Origin of the sequence: Kitasatospora sp. NPDC087271, assembly GCF_044744605.1 — a bacterium.
Lineage (GTDB): Bacteria > Actinomycetota > Actinomycetes > Streptomycetales > Streptomycetaceae > Kitasatospora.
In genome coordinates, this window is sequence record NZ_JBIUYQ010000006.1 from 225,194 (window position 1) to 237,338 (window position 12,145).

Annotated in this window: 10 protein-coding genes; 9 read left to right on the top strand and 1 reads right to left on the bottom strand. The window is 73.4% G+C overall.

Annotation, left to right across the window (positions count from 1 at the left end):
- Positions 1–23: 23 nt before the first annotated feature.
- The 4 genes from ACIO9K_RS13150 to ACIO9K_RS13165 all read left to right on the top strand — a co-directional run bounded on the left by ACIO9K_RS13150 (position 24) and on the right by ACIO9K_RS13165 (position 4,030).
- A complete protein-coding gene (locus ACIO9K_RS13150; protein ID WP_400329309.1) occupies positions 24–728 on the top strand; it encodes a succinate dehydrogenase cytochrome b subunit in 705 nt (234 codons plus the stop codon).
- A complete protein-coding gene (locus ACIO9K_RS13155) occupies positions 725–2,668 on the top strand; it encodes a fumarate reductase/succinate dehydrogenase flavoprotein subunit (RefSeq protein ID WP_400329312.1) in 1,944 nt (647 codons plus the stop codon). The genes ACIO9K_RS13150 and ACIO9K_RS13155 overlap by 4 nt, the downstream gene beginning before the upstream one ends.
- Positions 2,665–3,402 (top strand): succinate dehydrogenase/fumarate reductase iron-sulfur subunit, encoded by a 738-nt coding sequence (locus ACIO9K_RS13160; protein ID WP_363587282.1) that lies wholly within the window; start codon positions 2,665–2,667, stop codon positions 3,400–3,402. Before ACIO9K_RS13155 ends, ACIO9K_RS13160 begins: the two co-directional genes overlap by 4 nt.
- 382 nt (positions 3,403–3,784) lie before the next feature.
- Positions 3,785–4,030 (top strand): hypothetical protein, encoded by a 246-nt coding sequence (locus ACIO9K_RS13165; RefSeq protein WP_363621952.1) that lies wholly within the window; start codon positions 3,785–3,787, stop codon positions 4,028–4,030.
- Between the two features lie 65 nt (positions 4,031–4,095).
- Here ACIO9K_RS13165 and ACIO9K_RS13170 read toward each other — a convergent pair whose 3' ends face one another.
- Positions 4,096–5,031, bottom strand: a complete 936-nt coding sequence (locus tag ACIO9K_RS13170) for a DUF2797 domain-containing protein (protein WP_363621954.1) — start codon at positions 5,029–5,031, stop codon at positions 4,096–4,098.
- A gap of 104 nt (positions 5,032–5,135) precedes the next feature.
- Between ACIO9K_RS13170 and ACIO9K_RS13175 the strand changes: the two genes are divergently transcribed.
- From ACIO9K_RS13175 to ACIO9K_RS13195, 5 genes are all read left to right on the top strand, one after another.
- On the top strand, positions 5,136–5,807 hold the full coding sequence (locus ACIO9K_RS13175; RefSeq protein ID WP_400329317.1) for a hypothetical protein: 672 nt from the start codon (positions 5,136–5,138) through the stop codon (positions 5,805–5,807).
- A 136-nt stretch (positions 5,808–5,943) separates the two neighbouring features.
- Complete coding sequence (locus tag ACIO9K_RS13180) at positions 5,944–8,088, top strand: restriction endonuclease (protein WP_400329320.1); 2,145 nt, start codon at positions 5,944–5,946, stop codon at positions 8,086–8,088.
- A 164-nt stretch (positions 8,089–8,252) separates the two neighbouring features.
- Positions 8,253–9,053 carry an ABC transporter ATP-binding protein gene (locus tag ACIO9K_RS13185; protein WP_400329323.1) on the top strand — a complete coding sequence of 267 codons (801 nt, stop codon included), beginning with the start codon at positions 8,253–8,255 and terminating at the stop codon, positions 9,051–9,053.
- A 59-nt stretch (positions 9,054–9,112) separates the two neighbouring features.
- Entirely contained in the window at positions 9,113–11,677 is a 2,565-nt protein-coding gene (locus tag ACIO9K_RS13190) for an ABC transporter permease (RefSeq protein ID WP_400329328.1), read from the top strand.
- 144 nt (positions 11,678–11,821) lie between these two features.
- Positions 11,822–12,094, top strand: coding sequence for a hypothetical protein (locus ACIO9K_RS13195; RefSeq protein ID WP_363589522.1), 273 nt, complete (start codon positions 11,822–11,824; stop codon positions 12,092–12,094).
- Positions 12,095–12,145 lie beyond the last annotated feature (51 nt).

Sequence of the window (12,145 nt, forward strand, 5' to 3'; positions counted from 1 at the left end):
CGTTCGTCCCTACCGTTGCAGCCATGACAACCGCGACTCGGACGGCCCGGCATCCGTCCACCCTGGCGACGCTCTGGCGGTCGACCGTCGGCAAGAAGGCGGTCATGGCCGTCACCGGACTGGCCATGCTGCTCTACCTGGTCGCGCACATGCTGGGCAACCTCAAGGTGTTCGCCGGCCCGGACGACATCAACGGCTACGCGGCCTGGCTGCGCACCATCGGCCAGCCGTTCCTGGGCCACGAGTGGTTCCTGTGGATCGCCCGCTTCGGCCTGCTCGCCGCCGTCCTGCTGCACGGCGTGTCCGCCTACCAGCTCAGCCGCCGCGACCTCGCCGCCCGGCCGAGCAAGTACGTCCACAAGCGCCGCCGGGCGAGCTACGCGACCCGGACCATGCGCTGGGGCGGGGTGATCCTGGCGCTGTTCATCGTCTGGCACATCCTCGACCTGACCACGCTGACCGTGAACCCCGCCGCCGAACACGGCCGCCCGTACCAGAACATCGTGGCCTCCTTCGGCCAGTGGTACAGCTGCGTGATCTACATCGTCGCGATGCTCGCCGTCGGCCTGCACATCCGGCACGGCTTCTGGAGCGCCGCGCAGACCCTCGGTGCCAACAACGCCCGCCGGGACCGGGCGCTCAAGCTGACCGCCAACGGCCTGGCGCTCGTGCTGACCGCCGGCTTCCTGTCCGTCCCCGTGGCCGTGATGTTCGGAGTCGTCAAATGAGCTACCTGGACTACACCGTCGGCGAGCCCGTCGCCGACACCAAGGCCCCCGCCGGGCCGATCGAACAGCGCTGGGACCAGCGGCGGTTCGAGGCCAAGCTGGTCAACCCGGCCAACCGGCGCAAGCACACCGTGATCGTGGTCGGCACCGGCCTGGCCGGCGGCGCGGCCGGCGCCACCCTGGCCGAACAGGGCTACCACGTCGTCCAGTTCTGCTTCCAGGACTCCCCGAGGCGCGCTCACTCGATCGCCGCCCAGGGCGGCATCAACGCGGCCAAGAACTACCGCAACGACGGCGACTCGATCCGCCGGCTGTTCTACGACACCGTCAAGGGCGGCGACTTCCGCGCCCGCGAGTCCAACGTGCACCGGCTCGCCCAGGTGTCGGTCGAGATCATCGACCAGTGCGTCGCCCAGGGCGTCCCGTTCGCCCGCGAGTACGGCGGCCTGCTGGACACCCGCTCCTTCGGCGGCGTGCAGGTCTCCCGCACCTTCTACGCGCGCGGCCAGACCGGCCAGCAGCTGCTGCTCGGCGCCTACCAGGCGCTGTCCCGGCAGATCGCCGCCGGGAACGTGGAGATCCACCCGCGCACCGAGATGCTCGACCTGCTGGTCGTCGACGGCCGGGCGCGCGGCATCGTCGCCCGCGACCTGGTCACCGGCGCGATCAGCACCCACACCGCCGACGCCGTGGTCCTCGCCAGCGGCGGCTACGGCAACGTCTTCTACCTCTCCACCAACGCCAAGAACTCCAACGCCACCGCGATCTGGCGGGCCCACCGGCGCGGCGCCCACTTCGCCAACCCGTGCTTCACCCAGATCCACCCCACCTGCATCCCGCGCTCCGGCGACCACCAGTCCAAGCTCACCCTGATGAGCGAGTCGCTGCGCAACGACGGCCGGATCTGGGTGCCCAGGGCCCAGGGCGACACCCGGCCGCCGGCCGAGATCCCCGAGGACGAGCGGGACTACTACCTGGAGCGGATCTACCCGGCCTTCGGCAACCTGGTGCCGCGCGACATCGCCTCCCGGGCCGCCAAGAACGTCTGCGACGAGGGCCGCGGCGTCGGCCCCGGCGGGCAGGGCGTCTACCTGGACTTCGCCGACGCCATCCGCCGGCTGGGCCGGGACGCCGTCGCCGCCAAGTACGGCAACCTGTTCGACATGTACGAGCGGATCACCGCGGAGGACCCGTACCGGGTCCCGATGCGGATCTACCCCGCGATCCACTACACGATGGGCGGACTCTGGGTCGACTACGACCTGCAGACCACCGTCCCCGGCCTGTTCGCCGTCGGGGAGGCCAACTTCTCCGACCACGGCGCCAACCGGCTCGGCGCCAGCGCGCTCATGCAGGGCCTCGCCGACGGCTATTTCGTCCTGCCGCCCACCCTGAACGACTACCTGGCCCGCAACCCGCTGCCCGCCGTCCTCGCCGACCACCCGGCGGTCACCGAGGCCGAGGCCGAGGTCGAGGACCGGCTGAACCTCATCCTCGCGGTGGACGGCGACCGCACCCCCGACTCCTTCCACCGCGAACTCGGCGAACTCCTCTGGGACGAGTGCGGGATGGCCCGCGACGAGGCCGGACTGCGTCGGGCCCTGGCGCGGATCCCGCAGCTGCGCGAGGAGTTCTGGCGCCGGATCAAGGTGCCCGGCACCGGGCAGGAGCTCAACCAGTCGCTGGAGAAGGCCAACCGGCTCGTCGACTACTTCGAGCTCGCCGAACTCATGTGCCTGGACGCCCTGCACCGCGCCGAGTCGTGCGGCGGCCACTTCCGCACCGAGAGCCAGACGCCCGACGGCGAGGCCGCCCGGCGCGACGAGGAGTACGGCTACGCCGCCGCCTGGGAGTTCACCGGCACCGGGACCGCCCCCGTCCTCCACCGCGAGGCCCTCGACTTCGCGTACGTCCACCCCACCCAGCGGAGCTACGCATGAACCTCACCCTGCGCATCTGGCGCCAGCCGGGCCCGGACGCCCCCGGGTCGATGACGACCTACCAGGTCGGCGGCATCAGCCCCGACATGTCCTTCCTGGAGATGCTCGACAGCCTGAACGAGGAGCTGATCACCAGCGGGGACCAGCCCGTGGCCTTCGACCACGACTGCCGCGAGGGCATCTGCGGCGCCTGCGGCATGGTCATCAACGGCCAGGCCCACGGCCCCGAGCGGACCACCACCTGCCAGCTGCACATGCGGCACTTCCGGGACGGCGACACCATCGACGTCGAGCCGTGGCGGGCGGCGGCCTTCCCGGTGGTCAAGGACCTGGTGGTGGACCGCTCCGCCTTCGACCGGATCATCGGCTCCGGCGGCTACATCTCCGCCCCCACCGGCAGCGCCCCCGACGCGCACGCCACGCCCGTCCCCAAGGAGGCCGCCGACACCGCCTTCGAACACGCCGAGTGCATCGGCTGCGGCGCCTGCGTGGCGGCCTGCCCGAACGGCTCGGCGATGCTGTTCACCTCCGCCAAGGTGGTCCACCTCAACGTGCTCCCCCAGGGCGCGCCGGAGCGCGCCTCCCGGGTGCGGAACATGGTCACGGCGATGGACGCCGAGGGCTTCGGCGGCTGCACCAACACCGGCGAGTGCGCCACCGCCTGCCCCAAGGGCATCCCGCTGCCCAGCATCGCCGCGATGAACCGCGAATTCCTGCGGGCCGCGCGCGGTTGACGGGCCACGCCGTCGGCCCCGTGCCCCCGGGCGCGGGGCCGACGGCGTGCAGCGGGGCGTACGGGGCATTCGCACGCTCCCCCGAGGGGTGGTGGATCGTCAGGTCCCGCGCCCGTAGCCGGGAATTCGCGCTACCGTGGTGCTCCGCTACGGAAGGACGGCATATGCCCGAGGTTCAGTCCTGTTCCGGTTGCGGCGGGTCCGGGGGGACCCAGAAGACCGAAGCCACGGTCGAACGGGACGAGGAAGGGAGCATGGTGCCGAGGATCCACACCTTCTGGTCGCCCTGCGGTCGGTGCCACGGATCCGGGACGGTGATCGCCGGATGAGGCTGGTCTTCGAGTGTGTCGAGTGCGGCGCACACTACCTTCCGCCCGAGAGCATGGCGTACCCGGACGGGCCCGCCTCCCCGATCTGGTGCTCGCGCTGCCAGGCGGCCAAACGGTCCGCCGGCGTCCGGGAGGACCCGCTGCTCACCCGCGTGGCCCTGGCCGCCGCCCGGGCCGCACTCGCCCGGCACACCGCCGAGGGCGAGCCCGTCGCGCGCGCCGACGTCCGCCCGTCCCGGCCGCCGCTGTCCCGCCGGGCCCACTCCGGCCCGGGCGGGGTGCGCAGCAAGCTGAGCTGAGCCCCCAGCCCCCGCGCTCGCGCTCGCGAGGAACCGTCCCAGCCCGGCGGCGTCCCTGGCCCGCTCTAGAAGAGCGCCTCCTGGGTGTCCGGCTCCGGCGGGCGGACCCGCTCCTCCAGGGCCACCCCGGACGTCGGACGGCCGGAGACGGGCGCGAGCGTCCAGCCGGTGAGCAGCCGGGTGTCCAGCAGCAGCGGCCCCGAGCCGTCGGCCTGGTCCAGGAACAGGTGGCGGCCCACCGGCGGCCGCAGGGTGCCCGCGATCACCGCCCCGTCGGCCAGGCCGCCGACCTGCCGGTACGCCTCCGGGGCGCCGTCGGACAGCCCGAACCGCGCCACGTGGTCGACCACCGGGCGCTCGGCGAGCAGTTCCAGCGCGTGGCCGGCCAGCAGGCGGTGCGCCTGCGCCCGGGCCTCGGTCAGCACGGCCCGGCGGTACGGCTCGTCGCCGTGCGCCCACCAGTGCTCGGTCTTCAGCCTGGCCTTGAACCGCTCGCGCGCCAACCCGGAGGCGGCGACGGTGAGTTCGGCGCGCCGGATGGCCGGCAGCCCGCCCCGGGCGGTGAACGCGTAGGCCAGTGCGCCCTGTTCGAGCAGTCGGCTGTCGCCGCGCTGCTCGGCGGTCAGCCCGACCTTCAGCAGGCCGTCGCCGAACCAGGCGAGGTAGAGCAGGTACGTCCGGCCGTCGTCGAGGATCTGGTCCCGGGCGAGGGCCAGGCCACGGTCGACGCTCTGGCAGGCCGGGCACTGCACTGCGGCGCCGTCCGACGCGATCACCGCGTGGTGCGGGCACGGGGTGCGCTCCGCCGCCCCGGCCAGCCAGGCGCCGGTGCAGCGGCGCGGCCCGCCCAGCAGCCAGCCGACCTCCGCGCCGGGCGTGACGGCCCGCTCGTGCGCCTGGCCTGCGCGCACGGCGCCGAGCAGGGCGCGGCCCTCGTGCCAGCTCAGCCCGGTGGAGACCCAGCCGGCGGGCCGGTCCGGGTGCTGCGGTGCGATCGTCACGGGCATCCCTCCCTCTCGAACCAGTGCAGAGTACCCGCCACCCCTGACAGTGCTCCCCCTGACAGTGCTCCCCGTGACAGTGCCCCCTGCTAGCCTCCGCGATCATGACGCCCGACACCGCCGCCCAGTCCCCCGTCACCGCCGACGACCTCGCGCTCGTCCTCCGGCTCGCCGCCACCACCCTGCGCGCGGCACCCGCGGACGCCGACTGGTCCCAGCCCGCCGGAACGGTCACCTGGGACTGCTGGACCACCGTCGAGCACCTCGCCGACGACCTGCTCGCCTACGCCGCCCAGCTCGGCCCGGCCGCCCCGCCGCGCGAGCGGTACGTCCCCTTCGCCACCGAGCGCCGCTTCCCCGGCGGGCCGAACAACTTCGTCCGCGCCGACCGCGCGAGCGGGCCCGACGGGCTGATCGAGGTGCTGGAGGCGAGCGGCGGGCTGATGGTCGCGATCGCCCGCGCCGCCACGCCCGAGGTCCGCGCCTACCACCCGTGGGGTGTCGCCGACCCGGCCGGGTTCGTCGCGATGAGCCTGGTCGAGACGCTGGTGCACCTGCACGACGTGGCCCAGGGCCTCGGCCTGCCCTGGGATCCCCCGGCCGACCTCTGCCGCCGCGTCCTCGCCCGCCTCTTCCCCGACGTCCCCGTCACCTCCGCCGACGCCCCCTGGCCGACCCTCCTGTGGGCCACCGGCCGCACCCCGCTGCCCGGCCGGCCGCTGCGCACCGACTGGCGCTGGCACGCCCGGCCCGAGGACGCCCCCCAGGTGCACTGACCGGTGCAGTGCAGCCGCGCTGCTCCCGGGGCTTGGCCCGGTGGGGTGTTCACGTTCTATTGTTGCGGGCGCGGTTGGCGGCGCGGCCGGGAGGCGGGCGGCGCGACCGGTCCGGCGTGCAATGGAGGGGTGGACGGTGGCGGGGCGGCGGAACGACGGAGTGCTGGCGATCTGGGCGGAGGCGCAGCGGCAGCAGCAGCGCCGGGAGGAGGCCCGCTGGCGTGCCGAGGCGGCGCAGCAGCGCCGGCTGGAGCGCGAGCAGCGGGATGAGCAGCGGGCGACGGCCCGCAACGAGCGGGAGGCGCAGCGGGCGTACCAGCAGTCCCGGGAGGCGGAGGCGGCCCGACTGACGGCCGAACTGGACGCCCGGGTCGAGGAGTTGCGCGGGCTGCTGGCCGCCGGGCTGGCGGCGCCGGCGTTCGGCCCGCAGGCACTGCTGGCCCCGCGCCCGGTGCCGCCGTTCGACCCGGGCCCGCTGGGTCGGCCGGTGGAGCTGCCCGATCAGGGCGGCCCGAAGTACCACGTGCCGCCGCCGGACCAGGTGCAGGCGCGCAATCCGGGGGTGCGGCGGCAGTACGAGCAGTACCTGGCGCAGGCCCGGGCCCGGTTCGAGCAGGACTGGTACGCCGCCCAGGCGCAGGAGGCCGACCGGCAGCGCCGGCTGGCCGTGTACCACCAGGAGTACCTGGCCTGGGCGGCGCAGTTCCGCCGCCAGGACGAGGACCGCGCCGCCCGTACCGAGGAGTTGCTGCGGCGGCTGCGCGCGGGCGAGCCGGAGGCGGTGCAGGAGTACTTCACCGCCGGCCTGTACGCCTCGGCGGCCTGGCCGGAGGGCTTCCCGCACCGGCTGGTGGCGGCCTGGGAGGCGTCGACCCGGCAGCTGGTGGTGAACTGGGAGCTGCCCGGCCCGGACGTGGTGCCGGCCGCCGGCCGGGTGCGGTACGTGAAGACGGACGACCGCGAGGCGGAGGTGGCCCGCCCGGCGACGGAGCGCAAGGCGCTGTACCGGGAGGTGCTGGCGCAGTCGGCGCTGCGGCTGGCGGCGGAGCTGTTCCGGGCGGACCGGGACGGGATGCTGGACTCGGTGGTGCTGAACGGCTTCGTCCTGGGCATCGACCCGGCGACCGGCCGGGAGGCGGAGCGCTTCCTGTCCACCCTGACCGCCTCCCGGGCCGAGTTCGCCGGGCTGGCGCTGGACCGGGTGGCGCCGGTGGACTGCTTCCAGGGCCTGGGCGGCAAGCTGTCGGCGCGCCCGGAGCGGCTGGACGAGGTGCGGCCGGACCGGCTGCCGGAGACGGTCGGCGGGAGCCTGGCCGGGCACGGCGGCGACGGCGACCCGGACCTGTTCGAGATGGACCCGATCGAGTTCGAGGACCTGATCGCCGAGCTGTTCCGGCTGCGCGGCTTCCGGGTGATGACCACGGCCCGCAGCGGCGACGTCGGGGTGGACGTGGTCGCCGAGGACCTGGACCCGGTGACCGGCGGCAAGATCGTGATCCAGGCCAAGCGCTACCGCAAGACGGTGCCCCCGACGGCCGTGCGCGACCTGGAGTCGACCGTCCGGCACCACGGGGCGAACAAGGGCATCCTGGTGACCACCGCCGGCTTCGGCCGCGGCTCGTACAGCTACATCGAGGGGAAGCCGCTGACGCTGGTCAGCGGGCCGGAACTGGTGGAGCTGCTGGCCGAGCAGGGGCTGCGGGGGCGGCTCGGCGGCGGCTCCGCGGAACAGGAGAAGCCCGCGCCGGCGGCCGCGCCGACGGATCGTCACAGCAGCCTGACGGTCAGCTGGCAGAGCCGGACGGCCGGCGGCGACGCGGTGGAGCTGGACGTCACCGCGTTCCTGTGCGCCGCCGGGCGGGTGCTGAGCGACGAGCACTTCGTGTTCTTCAACAACCCGCAGGACCCGGACGGCGCCGTGCGGCTGCACCCCACCCACTCGGTGCCGGGCGAGCCGGCCCGGGCGGTCCGGCTGACCCTGGACCTGGAGCGGCTGGCGGCCACGGTGGACGAGGTGGTGGTCGCCGTCTCCACCGAGGAGGAGGAGCCGCGGGCCCTGCCGCTCGGCTACGTGCACGGTGTCGCCCTGGCGGCGACGTACGGTCCGGGCGCGGCCGGTCCGGTGGAGTGGGCGGCCGGCACCGGCGGCGTGCCGGACAGCGCGATGCTCATGGGTTCGTTCCAGCGTGCGGGCGACGGTTGGCAGTTCAGCCCGTCGGGCCGCGCGGTGACGAACGGTCTGCTCGGGCTGGCGGGCGCGTTCGGCGTCGCGGTGGAGTAGCACGGGACCATCGTCCGCAGCACGGGGACCATGGTCCTCAGGGGTCGGTGTCATACCTGAGGAGGAGAAGACCCCCGCCGAGCCGCCGAGACGGCGGGGGTCGCCCCTCCTCGGGACATACGCATCGCGCTCGAACGGATTGGGAGGATGGAACGGAACCCCGAATGTCCGTTCCCGCCCTCAGGAGCACCCCCGTGACGACCCCCGCAACCGCCGTCCGTACCGGCCTGGCGGCCGCCCGCGCCACCGGCCTCAACAAGGTCTACGGGGACGGGGAGACCCGCGTCGTGGCCCTCGACAACGTCAGCGTCGACTTCCCGCAGGGCCAGTTCACCGCCATCATGGGCCCCTCCGGCTCCGGCAAGTCCACCCTCATGCACTGCATGGCCGGCCTCGACACCATCAGCTCCGGCTCCACCACCATCGGCGACACCGAACTCGTCGGCCTCAAGGACAAGCAGCTCACCCAGATCCGCCGCGACCACATCGGCTTCATCTTCCAGGCCTTCAACCTGCTCCCCACCCTCACCGCCCTGGAGAACATCACCCTCCCGATGGACATCGCCGGCCGCAAGGTCGACAAGGCCTGGCTCGACCGCGTCGTCGACACCGTCGGCCTCTCCGGCCGCCTCAGCCACCGCCCCTCCCAGCTCTCCGGCGGCCAGCAGCAACGCGTCGCCTGCGCCCGCGCCCTCGCCGGCAAGCCCGACATCATCTTCGCCGACGAACCCACCGGAAACCTCGACTCCCGCTCCGGCGCCGAGATCCTCTCCTTCCTGCGCAACTCCGTCCGCGAACTCGGCCAGACCGTCGTCATGGTCACCCACGACCCCGTCGCCGCCTCCTACGCCGACCGCGTCGTCTTCCTCGCCGACGGCCGCATCGTCGACGAACTCCACCACCCCACCGCCGACACCGTCCTGGACCGCATGCGCCGCTTCGACGCCAAGGGCCGCACCAGCTAGAGCGTCCCGCTGGCCCCGGCGCCCCCGACCTTCGAGAACCCCAGGACTGACACCCCCTCATGTACCGCACCGCTTTGCGCAACGTGCTGGCCCACAAGGGCCGACTGCTCATGACGATGCTCGCCGTGCTGCTCGGCACCGCCTTCGTCTCCGGCGCGCTCGTCTTCACCGACACCCTCGGCAACGCGCTCAGGACCCAGAGCTCCAAGAGCTACACCGACATCGCCGTCACGGTCAGCGACCGCGACGCCGTCGGCCGGGGCTACGACCACACCGGCCGGACCTCCTCCGGCGCGGCCCTCACCGAGGACACCCGCAAGGCGGTCGCGGCGCTGCCCGGCGCCGCCGAGGCGCGCGGCGTGGTCAGCGGCTTCGCCGGCATCGCCGACAAGAAGGGCGCGCTGATCGGCGACGGCTTCTCCACCACCGGCACCAACTACGTGCCGGGCGCCGACGGCACCGACCCGCGCTACCCGCTGGTCGACGGGCGCGGCCCGCGCACCTCGGGTGAGATCGCGCTGGACGCCAAGACCGCCGAGAAGGGCGGCTACAAGGTCGGCGACACCGTCCGGGTGGCCGTCAACGGCCCGGTGATGGAGCTCAAGCTCACCGGCACCCTGCACACCAACGACCCGCGCGTGCTGGCCGGCGGCTCGCTCGCCGCCTTCGACACCGCCACCGCCCAGCAGCTCTACCTCAACCCGGGCCGCTTCGCCGAGCTCGACGTCAAGGGCAAGCCGGGCGCGGACGACACCGCGCTCCTCGCCGCCGTCAAGCAGGCCGTCCCGCAGGACGACTCGATCGAGGCCAAGACCGGACGCGCGCTCGCCGAAGAGCAGGACCGGATGATCGCCCAGGGCACCAGGGTCCTGAGCACCTTCCTGATGGGCTTCGCGGCCATCGCGCTGTTCGTCGGGATCTTCATCATCGCCAACACCTTCACCATGCTGGTCGCCCAGCGCACCAAGGAACTCGCGCTGCTGCGCGCCGTCGGTGCCAGCCGCAAGCAGATCACCCGCTCGGTGCTGGTCGAGGCGCTGCTCGTCGGCCTGACCGCCTCGGTGGCCGGTCTGCTCGCCGGCGTCGGCATCGCCGCCGGGCTCCAGGCGCTGCTGAACGGCCCGGTGGACGCCAACCTCCCGGACGGCCCGCTGGTGGTCAGCCCCTCCACGGTGATCGCCTCGATCGGCGTCGGTGTCCTGGTGACCGTGCTGGCGGCCTGGCTGCCCGCCCGCCGGGCCTCCCGGATCGCGCCGGTGGCCGCGATGAGCTCGGTCGAACAGCCGGCCACCCAGAAGAGCCTGCGGATCCGCAACACGATCGGCCTGCTGTTCACGCTGGCCGGTGCGGGCGCCCTGGCCGCCGGTGCGGGCGGCAAGGAGGTCAAGCTGGTCGGCCTCGGCGCAGGCGTCCTGCTGATCGGCGTGTTCGTGCTGACCCCGCTGCTGGCCCGGCCGCTGATCGCGCTGTTCGCCCCGCTGCTGCGCAGGCTCTACGGCACGCCGGGCAAGCTGGCCCAGGAGAACGCGATCCGCAACCCGCGCCGGACGGCGGCCACCGCCTCGGCGCTGACCATCGGCGTCACCCTGATCACCGCGCTGACCGTGGTCGGCGCCTCGGTGAACAAGGCCGTCGACGCGGCGACCGCGAACGACCTCAAGGCCGACTTCACGGTCGCCATGCAGAACGGCTCGATGCTCTCCCCCGACGTCGCCGGCCAGATCGCCAAGGCACCCGGCGTCAGCGCGATGAGCGTGACGCGCAGCGTCCCGGTGGAGACCGGCCGGGGAGAGTCCGACCGCGAGTGGCTGACGGCCGTCGACGCCGCGACCATCGACCAGCTGGCCACCATCAAGGTCAAGGACGGTTCGGCGGACGCCCTCAAGCAGGGCCGGCTGATGGTCAGTTCGGGCACCGCCGAGCGCAACGGCTACAAGGTCGGCGACGCCGTCGCGGTCACCTACCCGGACAAGACCAAGGGCTCGCTCACCGTCGGCGCCGTGCTGGAGGCCAACACCGCACTGGCCGGCATCGTCGCTCCGGACAACGTGGTGGGCCCGCACGCGCTGCCCGGCACCGGCCCGGACAAGGTCCTGGTGAAGGGCGTCCACGGCGCGGACGAGAAGCTGAAGCAGGCGCTGCGCGACGCGACCGGCGGCAACCCGCTGATCGCGGTCAAGGGCGAGAAGGACATCAAGGCGGAGAGCCGCAAGCTGGTCACCGACATGCTGAACATGATGTACGGGCTGCTCGGGATGTCCGTGGTGATCGCGGTGCTCGGCGTGGTCAACACCATGGCGATGTCGGTGTTCGAGCGGCGCCGGGAGATCGGCATGCTGCGGGCGATCGGCCTGGACCGGATCGGCATCCGCCGGATGGTCCGGCTGGAGTCGCTGCTGATCGCGCTGTTCGGCGGCGCGGTCGGGATCGGGCTCGGGATCCTGGTGGCCTGGGCGGGCAACCGCACGATGGCGGACTCGTTCAAGAACATGACCACCGTGGTGCCGCCGCTGCAGATCGTCGGCTTCCTGGTCGCGGCTGCGGTGATCGGCCTGCTGGCCGCCCTCTGGCCGGCCCACCGGGCCGCCCGGATGGACATCCTGGGCGCGATCAAGAGCGAGTAGACGCCCCCCGCAAGCGCGCCGGAGCCCCGGACGGTCGAGGACCGTCCGGGGCTCCGGCGTATCCCGGTCCCACCGGGGTACGGCTGTCGGTGGTGCGTGCAAGGATGCTCGCGCGCACAGGGGCGAGGCGAAGGGGGCCAAGGCATGGAGACCAGCCGGTTCACGGGCGAGGACCCGCACGGGCACCAGCACGCGGTGAAGGTCGTCTCGGGGCGGAACAACACCCGGCGCGTGGTCTGCGAGAGCTGCGGCTACCGCAGGTCGGCGACGTTCGGCGCGCAGGCGAAGGCCTCCCAGCACCTGTCGCAGACGCACGACGCCGGGTACGTCCGACAGGAGTTCGCGCCGGGCCCGTGGATCGCCGCGGCCGTCGGGCTGGTCGCCTTCATCGTCTTCCTCTGCGTGTACGGGATATAGCCCCGCGTGCCCGTACGGGACGTAGCGCCGCACACGACACCGCCCCGCCCG

Coding starts and splice junctions, on each gene's coding strand:
- ACIO9K_RS13195 (WP_363589522.1), top strand. CDS start 11,822: ATGGAGACCAGCCGGTTCACGGGCGAGGACCCGCACGGGCACCAGCAC.
- ACIO9K_RS13165 (WP_363621952.1), top strand. CDS start 3,785: ATGGCGTACCCGGACGGGCCCGCCTCCCCGATCTGGTGCTCGCGCTGC.
- ACIO9K_RS13155 (WP_400329312.1), top strand. CDS start 725: ATGAGCTACCTGGACTACACCGTCGGCGAGCCCGTCGCCGACACCAAG.
- ACIO9K_RS13160 (WP_363587282.1), top strand. CDS start 2,665: ATGAACCTCACCCTGCGCATCTGGCGCCAGCCGGGCCCGGACGCCCCC.
- ACIO9K_RS13185 (WP_400329323.1), top strand. CDS start 8,253: ATGTCCGTTCCCGCCCTCAGGAGCACCCCCGTGACGACCCCCGCAACC.
- ACIO9K_RS13150 (WP_400329309.1), top strand. CDS start 24: ATGACAACCGCGACTCGGACGGCCCGGCATCCGTCCACCCTGGCGACG.
- ACIO9K_RS13190 (WP_400329328.1), top strand. CDS start 9,113: ATGTACCGCACCGCTTTGCGCAACGTGCTGGCCCACAAGGGCCGACTG.
- ACIO9K_RS13175 (WP_400329317.1), top strand. CDS start 5,136: ATGACGCCCGACACCGCCGCCCAGTCCCCCGTCACCGCCGACGACCTC.